General features: G+C 67.4%; 22 protein-coding genes. 4 read left to right on the plus strand and 18 right to left on the minus strand.

Features of this window, described 5'->3' with window-relative positions:
- Positions 1 to 84 precede the first annotated feature (84 nt).
- Positions 85 to 1,002, minus strand: a complete 918-nt coding sequence (locus FFF93_RS07450; protein WP_138769479.1) for a LysR family transcriptional regulator — start codon at positions 1,000 to 1,002, stop codon at positions 85 to 87.
- 124 nt (positions 1,003 to 1,126) lie between these two features.
- Here FFF93_RS07450 and FFF93_RS07455 point away from each other — a divergent pair, with 124 nt between their 5' ends.
- From FFF93_RS07455 to FFF93_RS07465, 3 genes are read left to right on the plus strand one after another with little or no spacing between them, the layout of a single operon-like run.
- Complete coding sequence (locus FFF93_RS07455; RefSeq protein WP_138769478.1) at positions 1,127 to 2,047, plus strand: CoA transferase subunit A; 921 nt, start codon at positions 1,127 to 1,129, stop codon at positions 2,045 to 2,047.
- Entirely contained in the window at positions 2,044 to 2,844 is an 801-nt protein-coding gene (locus FFF93_RS07460) for a CoA-transferase subunit beta (RefSeq protein WP_138769477.1), read from the plus strand. Before FFF93_RS07455 ends, FFF93_RS07460 begins: the two co-directional genes overlap by 4 nt.
- 17 nt (positions 2,845 to 2,861) lie before the next feature.
- Positions 2,862 to 3,635 carry an SDR family oxidoreductase gene (locus FFF93_RS07465; RefSeq protein ID WP_138769476.1) on the plus strand — a complete coding sequence of 258 codons (774 nt, stop codon included), beginning with the start codon at positions 2,862 to 2,864 and terminating at the stop codon, positions 3,633 to 3,635.
- Positions 3,636 to 3,697: 62 nt separating this feature from the next.
- Here FFF93_RS07465 and FFF93_RS07470 read toward each other — a convergent pair whose 3' ends face one another.
- From FFF93_RS07470 to FFF93_RS07525, 10 genes are all read right to left on the minus strand, one after another.
- Complete coding sequence (locus FFF93_RS07470; RefSeq protein WP_138769475.1) at positions 3,698 to 4,120, minus strand: thioesterase family protein; 423 nt, start codon at positions 4,118 to 4,120, stop codon at positions 3,698 to 3,700.
- A complete protein-coding gene (fabG, locus tag FFF93_RS07475) occupies positions 4,113 to 4,847 on the minus strand; it encodes a 3-oxoacyl-ACP reductase FabG (protein ID WP_138769474.1) in 735 nt (244 codons plus the stop codon). The genes FFF93_RS07470 and fabG overlap by 8 nt, the downstream gene beginning before the upstream one ends.
- A gap of 27 nt (positions 4,848 to 4,874) precedes the next feature.
- On the minus strand, positions 4,875 to 5,660 hold the full coding sequence (locus FFF93_RS07480; protein ID WP_138769473.1) for an enoyl-CoA hydratase/isomerase family protein: 786 nt from the start codon (positions 5,658 to 5,660) through the stop codon (positions 4,875 to 4,877).
- Positions 5,661 to 6,004: 344 nt separating this feature from the next.
- Positions 6,005 to 7,204: an acyl-CoA dehydrogenase family protein gene (locus FFF93_RS07490; protein ID WP_138769472.1), complete on the minus strand. Its 1,200-nt coding sequence runs from the start codon at positions 7,202 to 7,204 to the stop codon at positions 6,005 to 6,007.
- A gap of 180 nt (positions 7,205 to 7,384) precedes the next feature.
- Complete coding sequence (locus tag FFF93_RS07495; protein WP_138769471.1) at positions 7,385 to 8,263, minus strand: 3-hydroxyacyl-CoA dehydrogenase family protein; 879 nt, start codon at positions 8,261 to 8,263, stop codon at positions 7,385 to 7,387.
- Complete coding sequence (locus tag FFF93_RS07500) at positions 8,260 to 9,027, minus strand: enoyl-CoA hydratase/isomerase family protein (protein ID WP_395858426.1); 768 nt, start codon at positions 9,025 to 9,027, stop codon at positions 8,260 to 8,262. The genes FFF93_RS07495 and FFF93_RS07500 overlap by 4 nt, the downstream gene beginning before the upstream one ends.
- A gap of 217 nt (positions 9,028 to 9,244) precedes the next feature.
- Positions 9,245 to 10,801, minus strand: a complete 1,557-nt coding sequence (locus FFF93_RS07510) for a long-chain fatty acid--CoA ligase (protein ID WP_138769468.1) — start codon at positions 10,799 to 10,801, stop codon at positions 9,245 to 9,247.
- 23 nt (positions 10,802 to 10,824) lie between these two features.
- Positions 10,825 to 12,021, minus strand: a complete 1,197-nt coding sequence (locus tag FFF93_RS07515; RefSeq protein ID WP_138769467.1) for an acetyl-CoA C-acetyltransferase — start codon at positions 12,019 to 12,021, stop codon at positions 10,825 to 10,827.
- Between the two features lie 27 nt (positions 12,022 to 12,048).
- Entirely contained in the window at positions 12,049 to 13,305 is a 1,257-nt protein-coding gene (locus tag FFF93_RS07520) for an acyl-CoA dehydrogenase family protein (protein WP_138769466.1), read from the minus strand.
- Positions 13,306 to 13,479: 174 nt separating this feature from the next.
- Positions 13,480 to 14,205, minus strand: a complete 726-nt coding sequence (locus FFF93_RS07525; protein WP_138769465.1) for a TetR/AcrR family transcriptional regulator — start codon at positions 14,203 to 14,205, stop codon at positions 13,480 to 13,482.
- Between the two features lie 391 nt (positions 14,206 to 14,596).
- Here FFF93_RS07525 and FFF93_RS07535 point away from each other — a divergent pair, with 391 nt between their 5' ends.
- Entirely contained in the window at positions 14,597 to 15,103 is a 507-nt protein-coding gene (locus FFF93_RS07535; RefSeq protein ID WP_138769463.1) for a mycothiol transferase, read from the plus strand.
- A gap of 47 nt (positions 15,104 to 15,150) precedes the next feature.
- Here the strand turns inward: FFF93_RS07535 and ggt are convergent, their stop codons facing one another.
- The 7 genes from ggt to FFF93_RS07570 form a co-directional block, all read right to left on the minus strand.
- Positions 15,151 to 16,977: a gamma-glutamyltransferase gene (ggt, locus tag FFF93_RS07540; RefSeq protein ID WP_138769462.1), complete on the minus strand. Its 1,827-nt coding sequence runs from the start codon at positions 16,975 to 16,977 to the stop codon at positions 15,151 to 15,153.
- Positions 16,978 to 17,081: 104 nt separating this feature from the next.
- The gene (locus FFF93_RS07545) at positions 17,082 to 17,558 is read right to left on the minus strand and encodes an NUDIX domain-containing protein (protein ID WP_138769461.1); all 477 of its coding nucleotides are present in this window, start codon (positions 17,556 to 17,558) and stop codon (positions 17,082 to 17,084) included.
- Positions 17,559 to 17,928: 370 nt separating this feature from the next.
- Positions 17,929 to 18,864, minus strand: coding sequence for a hypothetical protein (locus FFF93_RS07550; RefSeq protein ID WP_138769460.1), 936 nt, complete (start codon positions 18,862 to 18,864; stop codon positions 17,929 to 17,931).
- A gap of 69 nt (positions 18,865 to 18,933) precedes the next feature.
- Positions 18,934 to 19,437, minus strand: a complete 504-nt coding sequence (locus tag FFF93_RS07555) for a GNAT family N-acetyltransferase (protein WP_138769459.1) — start codon at positions 19,435 to 19,437, stop codon at positions 18,934 to 18,936.
- Between the two features lie 125 nt (positions 19,438 to 19,562).
- Positions 19,563 to 20,588 carry an SAM-dependent methyltransferase gene (locus FFF93_RS07560; RefSeq protein WP_186372255.1) on the minus strand — a complete coding sequence of 342 codons (1,026 nt, stop codon included), beginning with the start codon at positions 20,586 to 20,588 and terminating at the stop codon, positions 19,563 to 19,565.
- 196 nt (positions 20,589 to 20,784) lie between these two features.
- Positions 20,785 to 21,828 carry an NAD(P)-dependent alcohol dehydrogenase gene (locus FFF93_RS07565; RefSeq protein WP_138769457.1) on the minus strand — a complete coding sequence of 348 codons (1,044 nt, stop codon included), beginning with the start codon at positions 21,826 to 21,828 and terminating at the stop codon, positions 20,785 to 20,787.
- A 305-nt stretch (positions 21,829 to 22,133) separates the two neighbouring features.
- Positions 22,134 to 22,400: a hypothetical protein gene (locus tag FFF93_RS07570; RefSeq protein WP_138770488.1), complete on the minus strand. Its 267-nt coding sequence runs from the start codon at positions 22,398 to 22,400 to the stop codon at positions 22,134 to 22,136.
- Positions 22,401 to 22,456 lie beyond the last annotated feature (56 nt).

Below are 22,456 nucleotides of genomic sequence, written 5' to 3' on the forward strand. Positions count from 1 at the left end.
CTCACAGCTTCGACTGATAACGTCCAATATCTAATTCGACCTACAGTTAGCGTGAATCGATATTAGTTTCTCCAGGTATCGGGCCTAATGCCGGGTTGCCCGCTCGCTTGCGGCCGGGGTCGGCAGGATCCGTTCTGCAATGTCCAGCACGGCCTTGGTGGCTGTGGAGAGATTGTCCTTCCGCCAGGCCAGGACTGCGGCCAGTTCCGGAAGCTCGTCCTCCAGGTTCCGGTACACAAGGCCAGGCGTATCGATGTGCTGCACGGACGATACGGTAATGGTCACGCCCACGCCGGCGGCCACCAATCCCAGGATGGTGTAGGAGTCCGGGGCTTCCTGCATGATCCGCGGCGTGAAGCCGGCTGCCATGGCGACATGGATCAGAGCGTCCCGCACCGTGGAGCCCTGGGTTCCGGGAAACGTCACAAACGGCTCGCCTGCCAAGTCCGCCACGCGGATCGTGTCGCGTCCGGCCAGCGGGTGGTCCGACGGCAGTGCCGCGACCATCCGTTCGTACCCGTAGACACGGGTGGCGATGCTCTGATTGGTGACCGGAAGCCGCGAGAAGCCAATGTCCAAGTCGCCGGCCGCGAGCTCGGCAATCGCCGTGCCGGCATATGTCTGCCCCTTGAGCACCAGCTCGATGCCGGGCTGTTCCGCCCGGACGGCGCGCGCCAGCTCGGGGAGTACGTTCCTGCTGCTTGCCCCGGCAAAGCCGATGACGACCCTCCCGACAATTTCCGAGTTCCCCAGGATCGCCGACCGACGGGCGATATCGACGTCGGCGATGACCTGCTTTGCCGGGCCGAGCAGTGCCTGGCCGGCGTCACTGAGGGTGACGGAGCGCGTGTTCCGGTGAAACAACTGGACCCCCAGTTCCTTCTCCAGCAGGCGAATCTGCTGGCTCAGGGCGGGTTGCGCCAGGTGCAGGCGGGCCGCGGCCCTGCCAAAATGCAGCTCCTCCGCCGTGGCGATGAAGCCGGCCAGATGCCTGAATTCCACTATTTCCCCTTTGGTTGAGTCTAAATTCTTATCACAGAAGTCATATTTATGTATTGGACCGCTATAAATCTGGGGTGCAAGCTTGAGGCTGACCCGCCGCTCGTTCCGGAAGGCAGTTTCCCCCTTGGCCGATAAATTGATTTCGCTGAGAGATGCGATCAGCTCTCTCGTTTCCGACAACGATGTCGTAGCCCTCGAAGGATTTACGCATCTCATCCCGTTCGCCGCGGGCCATGAAATCATCCGCCAAGGCGTCAAAGGCCTGACCCTTGTGCGGATGACGCCCGACATTATTGCCGACCAGCTCGTAGCGGCCGGGTGTGTGGACAAGATGGTTTTTGCCTTCACCGGCAACAGTTCGGTCGGGTCCCTTTATGCCGTGCGCAGGGCGGTAGAAGCCGGAGGCACCGGAGGGCTGGAGCTGGAGGAGTACAGCCACTACGGTCTCCTGGCGCGGTACCAGGCAGGCGCCGCCGGGATCCCCTTCATGCCCATCCGGTCCTATGCGGGCAGCGACCTGGTCGCCATCAACCCCCGGCTGAGGAAGGTCACGTCCCCCTTCGACGAGGACGTCGAGACCTACGTGGTCCCTGCGCTGAACCCGGATGTGGCGATCCTCCACGCTCAACGGGCGGACCGGCACGGGAACATCCAGAGCTGGGGCATCCTTGGGCCGCAGCAGGAGGTTGCCTTCGCCTCCAAGCGCACCATAGTGCTGGTGGAAGAGATTGTCGACGACGACGTCATCCGTTCCGATCCCAATAGGACACTCATCCCCGGCTTCGTTGTCGACGCGGTCGTCGAGTGCAAATACGGGGCGCACCCCTCCTTCGCCCAGGGCCACTATGACCGGGATAACGACTTCTACCGGTCATGGTCGGCGATCAGCAAAGACCCGGTCCGGCTTGAAAAATGGATCCGGGAATGGGTCCACGACGCCGGAGACCACGCTGGCTACCTCAGCAAGCTCGGCGACGGGTTCTTCGACAGATTGACTCCTGCCCCTCGCCTGTCCACCCCCGTCAATTATGGGAGCGTCCTATGACCAGCACCACCGAGGTCACCACCACCGTGCCCGCTGCGCACTACTCCGTGAGCGAATTGTTGGCGGTTGTCAGTTGCCGCTACCTGCGGGGCAAGCGTCGCGTCTTCGCCGGGATCGGTCTGCCCACCCTCGCCGTCGCGCTGGCCCAACAGTCCACGTCGCCGGAGATCGAGCAGATCTACGAGTCCGGTGTCTGCGGCGCCCACCCGCCGAGACTCCCGGAAACCATTGCTGACGCCTCGCTTGCCACGGGAGCCGAGACCATCCTGACCATGCCGGTGCTGTTTGGGTACGTGCTGCAGGGCGGTTGGATCGACGTGGGGTTCCTCGGCGCGGCGCAGATCGACCGCGGCGGCAGCCTCAATACCAGCGTCATCGGGGACTGGGCCTCACCGACGGTCCGGCTTCCCGGATCCGGGGGCGCCGCAGAGGTGATGGCCAACTCCCAGGAGGTGTTTGTCGTGATGCGCCGGCATAACCGAACGTCCTTCGTCGGCACACTCGACTTCTGCACCAGCCCCTCGCCGGCCGCCGCGCGGCGGGCGGACCCGAAAGTGCCGACGCGGGGCGCCGGAGTCACCACCGTGATCAGCGAACTCGGTGTCTTCACCGCTGACGAGACGGGTGAACTGTGCCTGGCCAGCATCCACGAGGGCGTGACGGTGGAGCAGGTGCGCGAACGGACCGGTTGGCCGGTCAAGGTGATGGACAGCCTCACAGTGACCTCTCCGCCCACTGCGGAGGAACTTCGCCTTCTTCGGGAAGAAATCGATCCGGGCCGGGTGTATCTCCGGTGAACGAAGGAACAGGACGAATGTTCAACACCCCGATCTTCAGCGGACGGACCGCGCTGGTCACGGGAGGGACTTCCGGCATCGGCTTGGCCATTGCCGGACGCCTCGGAGCCCTCGGCGCCCGGACGGCCGTCATCGGACGCGACGAGGCCAGGCTCACGGCCGCCACCGACTCCCTCACGGCGCAAGGAATCGATGCCAGAGGGTACCGGGCGGACGTCCGCGACGAGGCGGCACTGAACGAGGTCCTGGAGTCAATCGAGAGCCACTCCGGTCCGGTGGGCCTGCTGGTGAACAACGCGGCCGGAAACTTCCGGGTGGACCCCCTGGACCTGACGCCGAATGGCTGGAACGCCGTCGTTGACATTGTGCTCAACGGCACGTGGAGCCTCACCCAGGCTGTGGGGCGGCGCGCTATCGCAGCGTCGGTGCCGCTGTCGGTCGTGAATATCGGGACGTCCGCAGCCGTGCTGGGCAACCCGGAGACGGTCCACTCAGCCAGTGCCAAGGCGGGAGTGCTCGCCATGACGAAGTCGCTGGCGGCAGCCTGGGCGCCGCACGGCATCCGCCTCAACGTCGTCACTCCCGGGCTCACCGAGCAGACCGGCGGCGCCGGGGTCCTGTACGGAACCGACGCTGAGCTGCAGGAGCACCTTCGGACCATTCCGTTGGGGAGGCTCGCCCGGAAAGAGGAAATTGCCGATGCCTGCGCCTTTTTGCTCAGCGACTTTGGCGCCTACATCACCGGTACAGAGCTGGTGGTCGACGGCGGCCGGCGGCTCACCGGGCACTGACGGGTTCGATCACGAGGCTTCCGCGGCCAGATACGGCAGCAGATACGCGTTTTCGGCGGCACTTAGCTTACGGGGGCGTTTGAAACAGCATCCAGCGGAACCAGGACGGTGCTGCCGCTGAAGACTGGCGCGTCGCCCTGGAATGCTGCGTAGCGGACCGTGAAGGATCCGCTACCAATTCTGGAGACGTCGAGCAGCATGAACAGTTCCGGCCCGTAACTGACCGGCCTGAAGTACTCCACGTTCAGGGATGCGACCACCTTCGGACAGCGGAACGAGTCCAGTCCCTCCGCCGCAGCGCTTTGGTTGAGCCACAGAATCCGAGCCTCTTCCATCAGCGTGACAATGCGGGCGTTGTTGATGTGCCCGTTGATGTCCTGGTCGGACCAGCGCAGCGGCATGGCGCACTCGAAGCGCTGCTGGGTGGGATGGTTCTCCGAGGCGCGGCCGGCAGAGGGCACGACTTTCGTATTGTCCCTAGGCATGCCGGCCGCCGGTGATTTCGAGCACCGTTCCGGTCATGTAGCTGGACATTCCGCTGGCAAGGAAGAGCACCACGCTGGCAACTTCGCCGGGCTCGCCGAACCGCGCCAAGGGGATTTCGGAGAGTTTTTGGTCCAGGATCTCCGGACGGAGGCTCTCGACCATGTCCGTACGGATGATGCCCGGCTGGATGGCGTTAACCCGGATGCCGGCAAAGCCGAGCTCTTTGGCTGCCGCCTTCGTCAGGCCGACGATTCCGGCCTTGGCGGCGCTGTAGTTGGTCTGGCCGGGCATGCCTACCTTGCCGGAAATGGAGGACACGTTGATGATTGAACCCGCTGTGCCCAACCTGCGCATCACGTCGGCCGCGGCCCGGGTGCCCAGCCACGCACCTTTCAAATGGACGGAGACGACGTCGTCAAAGTCGGATTCGGTCATCTTGCGCATTGTCGCGTCTCGAGTGAAACCGGCGTTGTTGACCATAACGTCAAGCGAACCGAAGGAGTCGACGGCTGCCGCCACCAGGGCGTCGACGTCGCCGGGCGAGGTCACGTCGCAGACGACCTTCACGACGTTTGTCTGCAGGGTCTCCGCGGCCCGCCCCAGGGCCGCGGCGTCCAGATCGGCAAGGACAATATTGCTGCCGTGCGCCGCGAGTTCCTGCGCCGTGGCGAGGCCGATCCCGCGGGCGCCGCCGGTAACAACACTGGTCTTGTTCTGCAAAAGCACTAGTGTTCCTTAATCGATGGGTGCTGCCTAGGACCCGCTGAAGTGGGGGAGTTCGCGCCGGGAGAAGGCACGCTTGCCCTCGGCGAAATCGTCGGAAAAGTAGCACGCGGGCTGGCCGGCGTGTTCTGCGCGGAAAGCGTCCTCCAGGGACGGCAGCCCGCCCGCCAACGCACTCTTGATCCCCGCGACGGAGCGCGGCGCCGCGGAGCTGAGAGCGCGGGCATTGTCCGCTGCTTCCTTCATGACCCGGTCCGGCGGGTAGCGGTAGTCAGCCAGCCCCAGGTCGAGGCATTCCTCGGCGTTAACGGACCGGCCCTCGAGCAGCAGCTGCCTTGCCCGGTGCACGCCAATGCGGGCCGCCAAGCTGTGCAAGATGCCTCCGTCCGGCAGCAGTCCCAGCCGGCTGAAGGGGAACAGCAGGCGCGCATCATCGGCCATGTAGAGGTAGTCGCAGGCGAGGGCGAGACTGGCCCCCAGGCCCGCCGCGGCTCCCTCGACGACCGCGAAGGTTGGTGTGGGGGAGTTGCGGATCGTCCTGACCACGCTGGCGACGTGGGCTAGCCGGTTGCGTGCGGTAGCCAGGTTTGTCGGCGGCATCGCCGCCAGGTCGCCTCCGGAGCAGAAAGTGCCGCCGGCGCCGCGCAGGACGACTGCCCGCACGCTGATGTCAGCGCTGGCCTGCTCCAAGGCGGCCAAGAGTTCGCCGCGCATGCCGTCGCCCATGGCGTTCCGGCGCCCCGGGTCGTTGAGGATGATTGTCAGCACGCCGTCGTCGAGGATGGTTTCGATGAGCAACCCGAACTGCCCTCCCATGGCGGTTTTGCGGCCCCGGGGATGCGTCAATTCGCACGGGCCCTTGTTTAGGCAACCCTTCCAGAGGGCATTAGAAACCGCAAATACTAATTTTGTATCCCAATAGGACGTTATTTTTATATATCGCTATGCGTGACGAGGCGCTTTCCGAAGCCCTCGTCCACGGGGGAGCCCCCGAGGAAGAAGCGGTATTAAATGGCTCCGAGCAGTAAATCGGTGACCATTTCTGCGTCGAGGTCTGCCCGCAGTTCCCCCTGGGCGGTTCCGCCAAGGGGGAAGCCGCGGACAGCGGGCGACGGCGGGAGGTCCCGCCGTCGCCCGCTGCCCTGTGCGGCAGGTGCGGATCAGGAGAAGGCCGAGATTCCGGTGATCTCACGGCCCAGGATCAGCGACTGGATGGAGTCGGTACCTTCGTAGGTGTGGACCACTTCCATGTCGGTCAGGTGCCGCGCCACGTGGTTTTCCAACAGGATGCCATTGCCGCCGAACATGTCCCTGGCGTCCCGGCACAGGGTACGCGCCTTGTCCCCGGTGAACATCTTGGCCAGCGAGGCCTGTTCGTTGCTGAGCCTGCCCTCGTCCTGGAGTGCCGCGGTGCGGAAGCAGATCAGCTGCATGGCGGTGAGGTCCGCGAGCATGTTGGCCAGCTTGTTCTGCACGAGCTGGTAGCTGGCGATCGGGTGGCCGAACTGGACGCGTTCCCGGGCGTAGGTGACAGCCATTTCGTAGGCGGCGGTGGCATGGCCGAGCGATTCCCAGGCCACGGTGCTGCGCGTCGTGTTCAACACCGCGCCGACGTCGCGGAAGGACGTCGACTTGGCCAGCATGTTCCCGGCGGGGATCCGCAGGCCGTCGATCTCGATCTGTGCCTGCTGGATGGCGCGCTTTGCCATCTTCCCGGTGATGGCTTCGGCGTGGTAGCCCGCCGGGTAGCTGCCGTCCTCGTTCTTGTCCAGGACGAACGCCTTCACCTTCTGGTCGGCGGTGTCGCGGGCCCAGATGATGACGAGGTCGGCCACGTGGCCCAGCCCGATCCAGCGCTTGGACCCGTTGATGACATAGTGGTCGCCGTCGAGCCGCGCGGAGGTTTCCAGGGCCACGGAATCAGACCCGTGGTCCGGCTCGGTCAGGGCGAAGGCACCCAGTTTCTCCAGTTTCGCCATGGCCGGGAGCCAGCGCTGCTTTTGCTCGTCGCTGCCGAGCAGGTTGATGCTGCCCATCGCCAGACCGGAGTGGACCGCGTTGAAGGTGTTGATGCTGCCGTCACCGCGGGACAGTTCCATCGCCACCAGGCCGGCCTGCAACCGGGTCAGGCCGGGGCAGCCGTAGCCCTTGATCGCTGTACCGATGATGCCCAGCTCTGCGAACTTGGGCACCAGCTGGTACGGGAAGTCCGCCTTCTCCCAGTATTCGTTGATGATCGGAGTGACGTCCTGTTCAACAAAGCCACGGACGCGGGCGATCAGCTCACGGTCGGTGTCGTTGAGGTAGTCGTCCAGGACGTAGAAATCGGAATTGACGGACAGATTCGTTGCGGTGGTCATGAGTGCTCCTCGTGGGATTGTGCGGGAGTGCCTGCGAAAGCGTCGGCCAGTTCGGGGTTGTCGTCGCCCAGCCGGGACCGCACCAGTTGGGCGCCGCTGTTCAGTTCGGGCGGGGTCAGTCCATAGCGCGCGGGTGTTTGGATAGCCTGACGGCGCCGCTGCTTTCCGGGCCGTGGTTGTTCAGGAGTAGCTGTAGAAGCCCCGGCCGGACTTGCGACCCAGTTCGCCGCGAGCCACCATGTCGCGCAGGATCTGCGGCGGGGCGAACCGTTCGCCGAGCGTTTCGTGCAGGTATTCGGCGATGCCAAGGCGGACATCGAGACCCACGATGTCGGTAGTGCGCAGCGGACCGGAGGCGTGCCGGTAGCCCAGTTCCATGGCAGCGTCGATGTCCTGCGCGCTGGCCACGCCCTCTTCAAGCATGCGCATGGCTTCGAGCGCGAGGGCAACGCCCAGCCGCGAACTGGCGAAGCCGGGGGCGTCCCGGACCACAATTGGCGTCTTGCCGAGCCCGCGAACCCAGTTGCCCGCTGCTTCGGCCAGTTCCGGGGAGGAGCGGGGGCCGAGGACGACTTCCACCAGGGTTGACGCCGGGACCGGGTTGAAGAAGTGAAGCCCGCACAGCCGCTCCGGGCTGCCGAGTGAATCCGCCAGCCGGCTGACCGAGAGTGAAGAGGTGTTGGTGGCAATCCAGGCATCCGCGCCGATGGTGCGCTCGACAGTGCGCAGAGCTGCCTGCTTGAGCGTGAAATCCTCCGGGACGGCCTCGACCACCAGACCGGAGCCGCCGAAGTCGGCGGCGTCCGTTGAGGCGGTGAACCGGCGCAGCAGTGACTCCAGGTCCTCGCTGACCGCGGCCTTCTCGATTGCCTTGGACAGCGTCCCGGTGACGCGGTCGCGGGCCGCGGCCGCGGAGTCCGCGTCCCGTTCGACGACCGTTACGTGCGCACCGGAAACCAGGAAGGCGTGGGCAATGCCCGCACCCATCCGGCCACCGCCTAGCACGCCTACTTTCGCCGGCATGCCCGGAGTTTCCGTGGCTGGGGTGGAGATGGTCATCTGGTGGCTCCTTTGTGCTTTTTTCGATCCAGGAATGACTGCATCCGCTCGAACTTGGCCTCGGATTCGAAGAGGATGCCTTGGGCGAGTTCGTCGACGGCAGGGTGTGCGGACCGTGGGGCGTGGAGCACAGTCTTGGTGAGCCGGACGGCAAGCGGATCCAGGGTCGAGATCCTGGCCGCGAGGGCAAAAGCCGCGGGGATCAATTGGTCCGGCTCGTGCAGTTCGGTGACGAGCCGGACAGCCAGCGCCTCGGTGCCGTCGAGTACCTTTCCCGCGAGCAGGATGTCCTTGGCCAGGGGCTCTCCGACGAGCTCCACGAGGCGCCAACCTGCGCCGGCAGCGGCAAGGATGCCCAGGCCGGGCTCCGGATTGCCGATCTTTGCCCGGGCTGTGGCGATGCGGAAGTCCGCCGCGTAGGCAAGTTCGGCGCCACCGCCAAGTGCAAAGCCGTCAATGGCGGCGATCACGGGCATCGGCAGTTTGGCGATCCGCTGGAAAAGTCCGGAGTTGATCCCCGCCAGGGCATCGTCGCGACGGCGATCGCGGAGTTCGGCAATGTCCGCGCCGGAGGCAAAGACACCACCGCCAGATGGAAGTTGCGCCCCGGAGAGGATGAGGACGCGGGGATTCCGCTCGAGATCCGAGCAGACCGTATGGAGTTCGTCCACCATCAGTCGATCGATGGCGTTGCGGACTTCCGGCCTGCTGAGTTCGACGTGGACGGCATCACCGACGTCGTGGATTTTGATGGTCTTCTTCACCTGAACACTCTTGCATCCGCGATTATCCGCCGTCCAATACCCAATCGACATGCGATTCTTGCAAAAGACTTATTAGTGGTGTGCTGAAAGGGGGCTGGGATCATCGGCACCCTGCCCGGTCCCTGCAGGCCTCCGGGCGGCCCTGGGTCGCCGCGATCTGCATCCGCGTCGGCCAGGGCCACGCCGTCGTCCTCGAAAACGTTGCCGCCGGCGAGCGTCAGCTGGACTCGGCGGCCAGGTTCCGCTTGAGGATTTTCCCGCTGGGGCCGAGGGGTAGTTCCGTGAGCAGCCGGATGACGCGCGGATACTTGTAGGCGGCAAGCTGTGCGCTGGCGAAGTCCATCAGGTCCTTCTCGGACACGGTGGCTCCCGCGTCGAGCACGATTGCGGCCGCGATCTCCTGGCCGTGGACGTCGTGCGGAATGCCGTAGACGGCGGCGCTGACAACTTCCGGGTGGGTCAGCAGGATTTCCTCCACTTCGCGGGGGTAGACGTTGTAGCCGTTCCGGATGATCATGTCCTTCTTGCGGTCCACGATGGTGAGGTAGCCGTCGTCGTCCTTGGTGCCCAGGTCTCCGGTGCGGAACCAGCCGTCCACCACGGCCTCCGCCGTGGCCTCGGGCCGGTTCAGGTAGCCCTTCATGAGCAGGTGGCCCCGGACCACCAGTTCGCCGAGTTCGCCGTTGGGCAGCAGTTCGATGCGCTCCACCGTTTCCGCCCGGGCAATCTCGATGTCCACGCCCCAGATGGGAATGCCGATCGTGCCCGGCCGCGGGGTCATGCCGACGTGGTTGAAGGCAGCCACCGGGGACGTCTCGGTCAGGCCGTAACCCTCGTGGATCTCGACGCCGAACACGTCGCGGAACTTGTCCATCACCGCCAGCGGCAGAGACGCCCCGCCCGAGATGCCGTAGCGCAACGCGTCGGGCCGGACGTCGGTCGACTTCGCCGCCTCCAGGAGTGCCACATACATCGTGGGGACCCCGACGAAGATGTTGACCTGATGCCGGTCCAGCAGCGCCAGGGCGCCCTCGCCGCTGAACCGCGGCATCAGGACCACCGTGGCGCCGGCGCGCAGCCCGGCGTTCAGGACCACGGTTTGGCCGAAGGTGTGGAACAGCGGCAGGCCGCCGAAGAGGACATCCCCGGGCTTGAAGTCCATCACGCTGGTCAGTATCACGGACGTCTGCTCCACGAGGGCGAAGTGCGTGCCCAGTGCGCCCTTGGGCTTGCCCGTGGTGCCGGAGGTATAGAGGATGGTGGCGGTGTCCGAGGGCCGGCAGGGTTCGTAGCTCCGGATCGGTTCGGCAGCGGCGGCCTCTGCTTCGAGCCGGGGGAGGTCGCCGCCGTCGGGCGACATGACCGTCAGCACGTCGACGCCGCTGGCAGCGGCACCCGCGGCTCCCTCCCCAAGCAGCGCGTCGGCGCAGATCATCAGCCGAGCGCCGCTGTCCTGGAGCACGTACTCGATTTCGCGGGCCTTGAGCAGGGCATGGACCGGCACCACGATGGCGCCAAGGGACAGCACAGCGTAGTAGACGCGGGCGAAGTCAGGCACATTGGGAATCAGGACCGCGACGGCGTCCCCGGGGCCGATTCCACGGTCCCGGAGCGCGCCGGCGTACGCCTTGGTCTGGCGCCAGAGATCGCCGTAGCTGGTTTTGTCCTCTCCGACGATCAGGGCAATGCTATCCGGCGTGCGCTTGGCGGATTCCGCCAGGATCGCCGCAACGGAAATGGTGGCGAAGCCGTCGCCGGTGGTCGTGTTGGTCATGGCCTGCTTCTTCGTAGGGTTGATTAAGCTTTGAGAATTAGGGCATCGCCCTGGCCGCCGCCGCCGCAGAGGGCCACGACGCCGGTTCCTCCGCCGCGGCGCTTCAGGGCCAGCGCCTGGTGCAGGACCAGTCGGGCGCCCGAGGCCCCCACCGGGTGGCCCAGGGCGATCGCGCCGCCCTCGGCGTTGACGGCGTCGGTTTCGATGCCGAGGTCGTTGGCCGACTGGATCAGGACGGAGGCGAAGGCTTCGTTGATTTCGACCAGGTCAAGGTCAGTCGCGTTGAGACCCTCACCCTTGAGCGCCCGCTCGATCGCCCGGGCCGGCTGGGAGTGCAGGGAGCCGTCAGGGCCGGCGGTCTGGCCGTGGGCCCCGATTTCGGCGATCCATTCCAGGCCGGCGGCGATGGCGGCAGACTTGCTGGCAATCACCAGCGCGGCGGCGCCGTCGGAGAGCGGGGACGCGGAGCCCGCGGTGATGGTGGCGGCCTGGTCCTTCGAGAACGCGGGCCGCAATTGGGCCAGGGACTCGGCGGTGGTCTCGGCGCGGATGCCCTCATCGTGTTCCAGGGTGACGGCGGGTCCCTTGCGCTGCGGCACCTGGATCGGGGCAATTTCCTCGGCAAGCACCCCGGCGGCGCGGGCGGCCTCGGCGCGCTGGTGCGAGCGGGCGGCGACGGCGTCCTGCTCCTCGCGGCTGATCTGCCGCTCGGCATTGCCCGCATCGGTGGCCTCACCCATCAGCTTGCCGCTGACCGGGTCCTGCAGTCCGTCGTGGTTCAGCGAGTCGAGCATGGGGGCGTCGCCAATAACGACGCCGGCGCGCAGCCCGGGGACCAGATGCGGGGCATTGGTCATGGACTCCTGGCCGGCGGCGACGATGAAGTCGGCTTCCCCGGCCCGGATCGTCCGGGCGGCATCAATCACGGCGGTCAGCCCGGAAAGGCACAGCTTGTTGATGGTGACGGTCGGGACATCCCAGCCGATGCCGGCGGCCAGGCTGGCCTGCCGTGCCGGGCCCTGTCCCGCACCGGCCTGGATCACCTGGCCGACGATTACGGCGCCGACTTGCTCCGGGGACACCCCCGTGCGCTCGAGGGCGGCGCGGATGGCGTGGGCGCCGAGCTCGCTGGACGAAAACGGCGTTAGTCCGCCGCGGAAGCGGCCGAACGGGGTTCGGGCGCCGCCGAGAATCACCGGGGTGGTGTCGTGCTGGGTCATGGGAGGTCCTTTCGGGGAGGGCGTCTGTCAGGCGAAGGCGGAGGTGCCGGTAATGCCGCGCCCAATGATGAGCGCCTGCACCGTCTCCGTGCCTTCGTAGGTGTGGATGGCTTCGATGTCGGCCAGGTGGCGTGCGACGCGGTTGGCCAGCAGGATGCCGTTGCCGCCGAGCAGGTCCCGGGCGTTGGCGGCGATGCCGCGGGCCAGGCGGGTGCACGTGTACTTGGCGAGTGAGGCCTGCTCGGCGGTGAGCGTGCCCTCTTGGTCCAGGCGGGTCATCTGGACCGCCATCAGCTGCATGCTGGAGAGCTCGCTAAGCATGCGGGCCAGCCGCTCCTGCACAATTTGTGAGGCGGCCAGCGGACGGCCGAACTGCATGCGCTGCTTGGCGTACTGGACCGCGGTCTCGTAGCAGGCGGTGGCGTGGCCGACGGCGGACCAGGCGACGCTGAGCCGGGTCGCCAGGAGGACGCGGGCCGTGTCCTTGAAGCTGCGTGCCCCGGGCAGGACGTTTTCGTCCGGCACAAAGACGTTCTCCAGCCGGATGTGGGCCTGCCAGATGGCCCGCAGCGCGAGCTTGCCCTCGATTTTGGTCCCCGTGTAGCCGGGGGAATCCTGCGGCACGAGGTAGCCGTGGACCTGGCCGTCCCCGCCGCGGGCCCAGACCACGCTGAGGCCGCCGATGGAGCCGTTGCCGATCCATTTCTTCTCGCCATTGAGCAGGAATCCGCCGTCGGTGGCGGTGGCCGTGGATTCCAGCGCCACCGCGTCCGATCCGTGGGTGGGCTCGGTCAGCGCGAAGGCCGCGTACTCGGTGCCGGCGGCGATGGCCGGCAGCCAGCGCTTCTTCTGCTCCTCGGAGCCGCACTCGGCGACCGATCGCAGCGCCAGCCCGCCCTGGACGGCGATCATCGTGGCCACGGATCCGTCGCCGCGGCTGATTTCCATGTTGACCAGTCCGGCCGCCATGCTGCTCATCGGGGCGAAGCCCTCGACGGCGACGCCGTCGCGCAGCAGATCCAGCTCGCCGAGGCGCCGGAGCAGGTGGACGGGGTATTCGGCGCGTTCCCAGTAGCCGTCGATGACCGGGAGGACCTCGTCCTGGACGAAGCTCCGGGCCCGGTCCCAGTAGGCGCGGTCTTCAGCGCTGATGCCGGTGAACAGGGAGGCCGGGTCGGTGCCCAGCGCCTCGGTCAGAACGTAGTCCGGTTCCACCGTTCCGGCGGGGAATTCGGCGCCGGTGCGCTCAGCGGAGAGCCCTGAAGCGGGCGACGTCGTCGTCATGTGTTGGTCCTCGTCGATAGCGACGGCGGCTCCCGGCCGCCTCGTGTCGTGGCTCACACCACGTCGACTAAGAATGCATTGAAACCCAGTCCCACGTCAAGAAACTCCGTGTCACCGCATCAGTGTGCGTCGGGGTGCCCTCTGCTCCGCCGGTTGCCGCCGCGTGCCGCCGAATCAGGGGAGCGCGTCGCGGACGGCCCGGGCAATCGCATCCTTGTCCGCTGCCCCGGCCAGCACGGTCACCACGACGGTCGGTGGCAGCTGGGCCGCTGGCGGCGGCCCAAGCAGTGCCGGCCGGAAGATGGCGGATAAGCCCCGGAGCTCCGCGGCCAGGGCGTCGGCCCGGCTGTGCTCCGATCCCGCGGATTCCCCGGCGACGGCAGGGGAGCGGAGCCACTGCCGCAGGAACGCGTTGTGCACCGCGACAGTGGCGGCGGCGAAGGCAACGGCGGTGTGTTCGCGGTGGTTGCCGGTCCGGTCGGGGCCGCCGTCGGGCAGCCGGTCCAGCAGGTGCAACAGGAACGCGCGCTCGTAGCGGTGCGAGGTGACCAGCTCCCGGTCCCGGAGCGCGGGCACGGCCTGCATCAGCTCGTAGCGGGCGCGGGACGTTTCCCGGTGGCGCAGGTGGTGGTTGAAAACCAGGAGCGCGGCGTCCTCGATGGCGGCCAACGGCTCGCCGCTGGATTCGGCCAGCCGTTCGGTCACCTGGCCCAGGATCCGCTCGTGGTCCGCAAAAACGACGTCTTCCTTGGAGCCGAACTTCCGGAAGAAGGTACTGCGGCTCATGCCCGCGGCGTCGGCCAGGTCGTCAACTGACGTAGCGTCGTACCCCTGTCGTGCGAGCAGCGCGATCGCGGCGGCAGCGGGCGCATCGGCCTGGTGGGCCGGGTGAGTGGTCATGGGCCGAAATCTAGCACAGGCTAGGAGCAGGCCCGCGCGGGGCTGCGTTCCTGCCGGCTTCCCTGGTGCGACACGCCCAAGTGCGGGGCGTGTTCCCGGCACAGAGCGGATTCCCGGGCAGACAACGGGCAGCAACGCAGCCACGTCAGATCACTCCGTGGCGGAGACCACGGTCGGGGACGCCGACGCAGTGTCCCCGAGGGTGAGGTGGCGGTCCGTTACCTTGACCACGAGGCCGCACCGCCAGGGTCCAGCGCACGGCCCGAACCAGCCAGTTGCTCTATCACTTATGGTCCCTCTGCAACGCCCAGAACAGCCAAAAGTGATAGCGCAACCGGTTCCGGCCGTGCGAGCATGGGGCCCACCGACAACGCAACGTGAGGGGACTGCTATGAAAGCCAATGAGCTGTTGCTAGACGCCTTCGGCCGGATCCACGAGGCCGTCGGCGCCACGCTTCGCGGCATCGATGCCGGGGCCCTTGGCCGGCGTCCGGAAGGCAACGGGAATTCGATCGTGTGGCTGGTGTGGCACCTGGGTCGGGGCGAGGACGCGCAGGTGGCATCGGCCGCCGGCCTGGCACAGGTCTGGACCTCGCAGGGCTTTGCCGCACGCTTTGACCTTCCGCTGGCCGTCACGGACACCGGTTACGGACATTCCTCCGACCAGGTCGACGCCGTCCAGGCCCCGGCTGAGCTGCTGATTGCCTATTACGACGCCGTCCACCGGCAGACCGTCGGTTTCCTCGAGTCTCTCGGCGACGAAGACCTCGACCGCGTCGTCGACACCCGCTGGAACCCGCCCGTCACCCTCGGGGTCCGGCTGGTGAGCATCGCCGCGGACTGCCTCCAGCACGTCGGCCAGGCCGCGTACGCCAAGGGCCTGAACTCAGGCCGGTGAAGGGGCAGGGCATCGGTGCCCTGCCCCTCAACGAGTGCCTCCCGGGCCTACGGAGACTGCTTCAGCACCATGGCCGAGCCGCCGCCGCGCCGGACCGGCTCGGCGGCGGCGACAAGGCGCCCGTCCGGACCGAACTCAATCGCCGTTGCCGCGCCAATCTCCGCCGCCGACGTGAACGCGTCCCCGGACGGTGTGAACCGATGCCCGAAGGGTGCCAGCACGCCGCCGTACGCGTCAATGAAAGCCGGCTCGGCGGTGACCTTGGCCGTGTTCCGCTGTGAGGCGCGCGGCGCCGCAATGGCCTCGGAGATGGTCATCCCCAGGTCCACCCGGTTCAGGATGGTCTGCAGCACTGTCGTGATGATGGTCGATCCGCCCGGTGAGCCCAGCGCGAGGAACGGGGCCCCGTCCTTGAGGATGATGGTCGGTGCCATGGAGGAACGCGGACGCTTGCCGGGCTCGATGCGGTTCGGGTCCTTCGGGTCGTACACGGTGGAGAAGTCGGTCATTTCGTTGTTGAGCAGGAATCCGCGGCCGGGCACCACCATGCCGGAGCCGCCGGTCTGCTCGATCGTGAGGGTGTATTCGGCCACGTTGCCCCACTTGTCCGCGACGGTCAGGTTGGTGGTCGAGATGTTCTCGGTGTCCTTTTCGGCCGCGAGGGGCGCGGTCGACGCCGGGCAGACGCCGTCGTACGCGGACACATTCCCCGGCGCCACCGGCTTGGCGGCGGCGTGCAGCGGGTCGATCAGGCATGCCCGCTCCTTGCCGAAGATCGGATCGGTGAGGGCAGCGGTGGGGACGTCCACCTGGGACGGGTCGCCCACATACTTGCCCCGGTCGGCGAACGCCAAGGCGCTGGCCTCCAGGTAGCGGTGCAGGGCGCTGCCCTTGGACAACCCGGCGAGGTCGGTGGGGGCCAGGATGTTCAGGGCTTCACCCACGGTGGTGCCGCCGCTGCTCGAGGGTGCCATGCCGAAGACGTCCAGGCCACGGTAGTTCACATGGGTCGGCGCCTGGTCCCGTGCCCCGTAAGCGGCCAGGTCCGCCGTCGTCATGAACCCCGCCGGAACCGGCAGTGTGGTGCCGGCAGCCTTTGCCGGAGCCTGCACGGTGGCAGCGATGTCCGCCGCGAGCGGGCCTCGGTAGAAGCCGTCCGTGCCCTGTTGCGCGAGGAGCCGGTAGGTGGCGGCGAGGTCATGGTTTTGGAAGATGCTGCCGACGGCGGGAGCGTCGCCGCCTGGGAGGAAGAGGGCGCTGGTCGCGGGGAAGGCCGCAAAGCGGGCCTTGTTGTCGAGCGTCTGCTGGCGGAAGGTCCCGTCGACGACGAAGCCGCGAGTGGCCACCTTGATGGCGGGATCCAGGGCATCACCGAGGCTCAGGCTTCCCCAGCGCTGGAGTGCCCGCTGCCAGGTGGCCGGGGTGCCGGGGACGCCGACCGCGACGCCGCTGGTCACCAACTCCGGAGTGAAGCGGTAGGGCTGGCCGGTTGCCGGGTCGATGAATGCATCGTGCGGCATCGTAGCCGGCGCCGTTTCGCGCCCGTCGACGGTGCCGACCTTTCCGGTTTTCGCGTCGTAATACACGAAGTAGCCGCCCCCGCCGATCCCGGCGCTGTATGGCTCGGTCACGCCCAGCGTGGCGGCCGCGGCAACGGCGGCATCCGCTGCGTTGCCGCCCTTGCGGAGCACTTCGATCGCCGCGGCCGAGGCCTCCGGGTCCACCGTGCTGACGGCGCCGCCGTAGCCGGTGGCGGTGGCGTTCTTGTGCGTCTCACGGGGGTCGGCGAAGGCAGGGCTGGCGACGGCGCCGCCTGCCACGCTCAGGGCCATCGCCGCCGTGACGGCAGACAGCCGACGTCCTACGTAGTGCATGGTCGCTCCCGGGCTCGTGTGAACTGACAGTGTTTGTCACACTAGTTGGCCAGGTTGTGACATTTCAATACAGCAATGTCACATTAACGGCAGGGCCGCAGCGCCTATCCGGCGTCTCCCAGCAGGTGCTCCTGGAGAGCGTCCAGGACCGGCAGTTGCCCGCGCACCAGCTTGGTGCGTGCCTCAGGCTCGCTGAACCATGCGGCGTCGTCGATCTCCGGGAAGTTGCGGACGACGCCGGATCCCCTCGGCCATTCGAGCGGAAAGGTGTTGCTGACAATTCGTCCCGGCTGGAAATCGGTTTCCGCCGCGAAGACCGTGATGATTTTGCCCGAGGCCTGCCGGAAGCTGCCCAGCGGAAAGTACGCGGCCGCCGGCGGGGGCGTGCCTATTTCTTCGGTGAACTCCCGGATCGCGGCCGACAGGGCGTCCTCGTCCGCGCTGTACTCACCCTTGGGAATGGACCAGGCGGCGGAGTCCTTTCTGGCCCAGAACGGTCCGCCCATGTGCGCGATCCACACCTCCAGCGGGGATTCCGCGCTCCGCCGGTACAGCAGGAGTCCTGCGCTCCGAACACTCATCCGGCCTCCAATCCAATGGGCGGGCTCCGGACAATCTTCGGCCGCGTCCCCGGGGAAGGCAAGCGCGGCCGGCCCGGAGCCGCCGTGGATGGCAGCCCCGGTCCGGCTGCCTCTACCAGTTCTCCGGTTCGTTCATCCTGCACGCCTGGCTGCTGCACTGCCGGGCGCTGACCTGCCAGTCAGGCTGGCGGGCAGACATTGGCCGCTGGTCCTTCCAGATCGGCACCACCCGCGAGCCGCAGGCCGGGCAGGGCGGCTCCATATGTGCGCGTCGTTGCGCCTTGTTCATGCTTCCCCCAAAAAACCGCTCCGCCAAAAGATGCTGCTACAGCCAAATTTAGCCATATTTCCATCGAAGTGACAAATACCTTTAGGCGGTTTCGGCCCACTTGAGCACCCGAAGTGCCCGGAGGGTGTTCCAGCGGCTGGGGCGGCCGTCGCCCTCGTCCAGCGGGAAGTGAATCCGGCCGGGATGGCTGTTCTCCAACAGCCATGTTCCGTCGGGCTGGCGCTTCGAGCGCACCAGGTCCACGGCCTCGGCCAGACGGGCATCCGGGGCAGTTCCGGCGTCCCGGAAGTAGTCGAGGCCGCGGAGCACGTCGTAGTGCCAGCGGGTCGGGTAGGAAAACTGCAGCCACTTCGGGTCGATGAGTGCTCCGGTGCTCTTCCGGCGGAGCAAGCCACGCTCCAGCAGGTATTCCTCGGCTCGCTGCCTCGCCGCTGCTGCTTCGGGTGTTCCTCCGGTGGCGCGGCCGTACTCGAGGAGTCCCTCCAGTACATTGATCGTCGTGCCAAACGAGGAACGGGTGGAGCCCCTTTCCGCTTCACAGTTCCAGCCGCCGTCGTCGAGTTGTTCGTCGAGCAGCCGGGCTACGATGCCGTCGACGGCCTCGCCGAAGTAGGCGCCCAGGGAGACTGCCATTCCGTTGATGCAGGGTTCCACCTCGCCTTGGAAGAACGGCTGGCCCGCCTCTTCCCAGCAGCTGTTCGCCCGGACCCGGGCGACGGCGTCGCGCGCCGCGGCGCTGCGGGGGTCCAGCCCGAAGTCCCGCAGGAGCAGGAGGCTGTAAGTCGTTGCGGTCCAGGGCTGGCCCGGCTCGGCGTCGTCGAACGGGGACGGAAAGTACGTGCCGCCGTCCCACTGCCCGTCCTCGCCCTGCAGCGCCAGCAGGCGGGCGCCCCAGCCTTCGGCCGCAACACGGGAACGCTCTGCGGAGGCTTCCTCCGCCGGGGAGTCCGCGAGGTCCCGCAGGGCCTGCCAGCGGATGGCGGGGTCGGAGTCGAGGAGCCAGTCGAGGACGTTCATCCGCAACAAGCTAGCACCGGCTCCCACGTCCGTGGAAGGGTGCCGGCGTTCCGGGGCGACGTCGGCAGTTCAGTCGCCGTCGTCGTCGGCCAGCCGGCGGAAGTCCCTGGACAGGTAGAGCGCCAGCGCAGCCGCGTTGCCGCTGTCCACCGTGACCGCCACCCTGGTCCGGCCGAGCGTATGCAGTTCGTGCAGGCAGTGGCCCAGCAACTCTTCCGCCAGTCCCTGCCGGCGGTGGTCCGGGTGGGTGAAGAGTTCGGCGATGACGGAATCCCAGTTCCCGGCGGTGCCGGATGCTGGCTCCGTGACGATGATGGCGGCCGCGAGCTGGCCATCGGGGCCCGCCAGGACAGCGGACGCTTCCGGCACGTGCCGCCCCTCGGCGCCGTCGAGGAGCGCGTCGATCCATCCGGACGCGCGGTCCGGGGGCTGGGGCAGGCCGTCGGCATAGGAGTCCCGGTACATCGCGGACAGTTCGGGGAGGTCCGTGGCCTGGATGGGCCGTATCGCTGCGGCCGGGCGGGTGCCCTCACGTGGACCGGTCGCTGCGGTCAGGATGATCAAGGGGTTCATGGCGGTCCTGCTCTCTCTTGCAACCGGCTGGACGCCCTCAGGGTGCCCCTTCCAGCTTGCACCCGCTATATTGCAGCCGCATTTCCGGAGGGTGATATCCAGGCGACGGGAAGACCGTCGGTAGATTAACGCCGGCTGGCCGCCGGTCGTTCCGCCGTCCGGCCGACGACGGCGGTGACGAACCCCGCCGGCGCCCCGCGCCTTCGGGATTCCCGGCCGAAGTTCCGGTGCTCCTCCACCGCCAGGCCGAAGGGCCTGAGGAATTCAGCGACGCGCTCCCGGGCCGGGGGCGAGGTGTCGATGCCGAAGCCGAGGGGTTCGCCCGCAAAGGCGGTGGTGGCGCGGGCGAAGCGCATGTAGGGCGAGCGGGACGCGAGCGTCCGCGCGGAGAAGTAGTCGAAGGCAACCACGCTGCCCGGAGCCGTTCCGGCGATCCGGCGCAGCGTCTCCTCGACGGCCGGGCGGTCCAGGTACATGGTCACCCCTTCCCAGAGGAAGAATGACCGCCGGCGCGGGTCGAAGCCGGCCGCCTCGAGCTTGTCGTACCAGCCGTCCTCCCGGAGGTCGGCCGCCACGTAGCTCGCCGTGCGGGCGGGGAGTCCGGCCCGCTGGAGCATGCTGAGTTTGAAGGCCTGGGTGCGGGGCTTGTCCAGTTCGAAGCAGCGCGGCCGGCCGGCCGCGGGAAGCCGGTAGGCTCGCGTGTCGAAGCCGGCGCCGAGGATAACGAGCTGGTCGATGCCGGGCAGGTGCCGCACGAGGGCGGCGTCGTAGAAGCTGGTCCGCGCCGCCTCCTGATGGCTCAAGGGCGGCTGTCCTTCATAGGGGTACCGGTAGATCCTGGGCACGTAGCCGGTGAGACGGTGGGCCACCGCCGTCGGGACCGCCACCAGGCCGAATCCGATCCGGGAGACATTAGGCATCACCAGCATCAGCCGCGCCGCGGGCGTGTCCGCCCGTGTCCCCAGCCGGTGCTGCATATACCGGGAGTAAAGCGACGCGAGCAGGGTGGCGGACACGGCGGTCCGATGGCTGTAGACGAGCAGCCTGGGCAGAGCCCAGAGGTAGCCGGCGGTCCCCAGCGGGAGGAGTGCCAGCTGGATCAGGCGGAACGACGCTGCCGCCGCGGGGTTAGGCCTGCCGAGCTGCGTCATCGAGGGCCTCCTGGGGTTGCCGGCCATCCTCCTCCGCAGCCGCCCTGGCCGGCAAGGGCCGTAGGGCCTGGCGGCGGTTTCCGCGCAGCACATGGTCCCGCGATACGGAAACGGTCCGGCGCTACGGGGATTCCCGTAGCGCCGGACCGTTTGCGCGGCGGCAACCTGGAACCGCGTCGCGAAGCCGCCGCGGAGACTAGACCAGGGTTGCCGTGTCGATCACGAACCGGTAGCGCACGTCGGAGGCCAGCACACGCTCGTAGGCTTCGTTGATCTTCTCGGCCGGGATGACCTCGATCTCGGCCCCGAGGTGGTGTTCGGCGCAGAAGTCCAGCATCTCCTGGGTCTGGCGGATGCCGCCGATCATGGAGCCGGCGAAGGAGCGCCGTCCGCCGATCAGCGCGAAGGCGTTCACGGGCAGCGGTTCGGCGGGGGCGCCGACGTTGACCATGGTGCCGTCGAGGCGCAGCAGCTGCAGGTAGGAGCTGATGTCGATTGAGGCGCTGACCGTGTTGATGATCAGGTCGAAGCTGCCGGCGAGCTCGGTGAAGGTGTTCTCGTCGCTCGTGGCGAAGTAGTGGTCCGCGCCCAGGCGCAGGCCGTCTTCCTGCTTCTTGAGCGACTGCGAGAGGACGGTGACCTCGGCGCCCATCGCGTGGGCAATCTTGACGGCCATGTGGCCCAGGCCGCCGAGTCCGACGACGGCCACTTTCTTGCCGGGGCCCGCGTTCCAGTGGCGCAGCGGCGAGTAGGTGGTGATGCCGGCGCAGAGCAGGGGTGCGGCGACGTCGAGCTCGATGCCCTCGGGGATCCTGACGACGAAGTCTTCGGTCACCACGACGTGGGTGGAGTAGCCGCCCTGGGTGATGGTCCCGTCGCGGTCCACAGCGCCGTAGGTGCCGGTGTTGCCCTTGAGGCAGTACTGTTCCTCGCCGGCCTGGCAGTTGGCGCACTCGCCGCAGGAGTTCACCATGCAGCCGACGCCGACGCGGTCACCGACGGCGTGCTTGGTTACGGCCGAGCCGACTTCGGTGACGATGCCGGCAATCTCGTGGCCAGGGGCGAGCGGGTAGGACTGCGGTCCCCAGTCGCCGCGGACCGTGTGGATGTCCGAATGGCAGATGCCGGCGAACTTGATCTCGATCAGGACGTCGTGCGGTCCGACGTCGCGGCGCTGGATGGTGGTGGGGACGAGATCTTCGGTGGCGGACGGGGCGGCGTATGCGTTTACGGTAAGCATTCTTCTCCAGTAAGAGTCGATTGAGCGGTTGCGGTCGTGGGGGAGAGTGGGTTGGGGTCCAGGGGCGTGTGCTCGTTCAGGACCACGGTCCTGAACCGGCTGGTGAGCCGGTAGGCACGTCGCACGAGGGCACAGTATGGGCAAACACCATGCCGGGCCGGATTGTTCCGCAGCGGACCGGATTTTTTCCGGACCGTGGCCGGTGCGGTGCTGTGAATGCCCATGGATCCAGCTAACCGCGCCCGGGCGGCGGCGCGGGAGTCCCTGCTGGTACAGGTACCGGCAGGGACTCCCTGCTCCGCCGGCTAGCTGCCCATGCCCGGGTGGACGCGGACGAACTCGATCATGTTGCCGGAGCCGGCCTTTTTCCTGGGCGCCCGCGAGAAACCCTTTGCGTCCAGGTGGTTCTGCGCCCGGTACTCGGCGAGGGCGTCGTCGTACGCCGCGTTCAGCTGCAGGCCGGTGAATTCCTCGCTGGATCCGTCGGCAAAGGTGATGGTGATGGGCGTGCTGGCGGGGAAGTGCCGCTTCATGCGGATGAAGCCTTCGGCATCCTGCTGGAGCTTGATCAATGGTTCCGCCTTCGTCATCGGGAGGGTTCCAGTCTCCCGTACTTTCGGGCGCGCCA

Source organism: Arthrobacter sp. KBS0702 (genome assembly GCF_005937985.2).
GTDB lineage: Bacteria > Actinomycetota > Actinomycetes > Actinomycetales > Micrococcaceae > Arthrobacter.

What these genes read in the sequence shown, in the direction of transcription:
- FFF93_RS07460 (WP_138769477.1), top strand. Translation starts at nt 2,044, where the DNA reads ATGACCAGCACCACCGAGGTCACCACCACCGTGCCCGCTGCGCACTAC.
- FFF93_RS07465 (WP_138769476.1), top strand. Translation starts at nt 2,862, where the DNA reads ATGTTCAACACCCCGATCTTCAGCGGACGGACCGCGCTGGTCACGGGA.
- FFF93_RS07470 (WP_138769475.1), bottom strand. Translation starts at nt 4,120, where the DNA reads ATGCCTAGGGACAATACGAAAGTCGTGCCCTCTGCCGGCCGCGCCTCG.
- FFF93_RS07480 (WP_138769473.1), bottom strand. Translation starts at nt 5,660, where the DNA reads ATGGGAGGGCAGTTCGGGTTGCTCATCGAAACCATCCTCGACGACGGC.
- FFF93_RS07490 (WP_138769472.1), bottom strand. Translation starts at nt 7,204, where the DNA reads ATGACCACCGCAACGAATCTGTCCGTCAATTCCGATTTCTACGTCCTG.
- FFF93_RS07495 (WP_138769471.1), bottom strand. Translation starts at nt 8,263, where the DNA reads ATGACCATCTCCACCCCAGCCACGGAAACTCCGGGCATGCCGGCGAAA.
- FFF93_RS07510 (WP_138769468.1), bottom strand. Translation starts at nt 10,801, where the DNA reads ATGACCAACACGACCACCGGCGACGGCTTCGCCACCATTTCCGTTGCG.
- FFF93_RS07515 (WP_138769467.1), bottom strand. Translation starts at nt 12,021, where the DNA reads ATGACCCAGCACGACACCACCCCGGTGATTCTCGGCGGCGCCCGAACC.
- FFF93_RS07520 (WP_138769466.1), bottom strand. Translation starts at nt 13,305, where the DNA reads ATGACGACGACGTCGCCCGCTTCAGGGCTCTCCGCTGAGCGCACCGGC.
- FFF93_RS07525 (WP_138769465.1), bottom strand. Translation starts at nt 14,205, where the DNA reads ATGACCACTCACCCGGCCCACCAGGCCGATGCGCCCGCTGCCGCCGCG.
- FFF93_RS07535 (WP_138769463.1), top strand. Translation starts at nt 14,597, where the DNA reads ATGAAAGCCAATGAGCTGTTGCTAGACGCCTTCGGCCGGATCCACGAG.
- ggt (WP_138769462.1), bottom strand. Translation starts at nt 16,977, where the DNA reads ATGCACTACGTAGGACGTCGGCTGTCTGCCGTCACGGCGGCGATGGCC.
- FFF93_RS07545 (WP_138769461.1), bottom strand. Translation starts at nt 17,558, where the DNA reads ATGAGTGTTCGGAGCGCAGGACTCCTGCTGTACCGGCGGAGCGCGGAA.
- FFF93_RS07550 (WP_138769460.1), bottom strand. Translation starts at nt 18,864, where the DNA reads ATGAACGTCCTCGACTGGCTCCTCGACTCCGACCCCGCCATCCGCTGG.
- FFF93_RS07555 (WP_138769459.1), bottom strand. Translation starts at nt 19,437, where the DNA reads ATGAACCCCTTGATCATCCTGACCGCAGCGACCGGTCCACGTGAGGGC.
- FFF93_RS07560 (WP_186372255.1), bottom strand. Translation starts at nt 20,588, where the DNA reads ATGACGCAGCTCGGCAGGCCTAACCCCGCGGCGGCAGCGTCGTTCCGC.
- FFF93_RS07565 (WP_138769457.1), bottom strand. Translation starts at nt 21,828, where the DNA reads ATGCTTACCGTAAACGCATACGCCGCCCCGTCCGCCACCGAAGATCTC.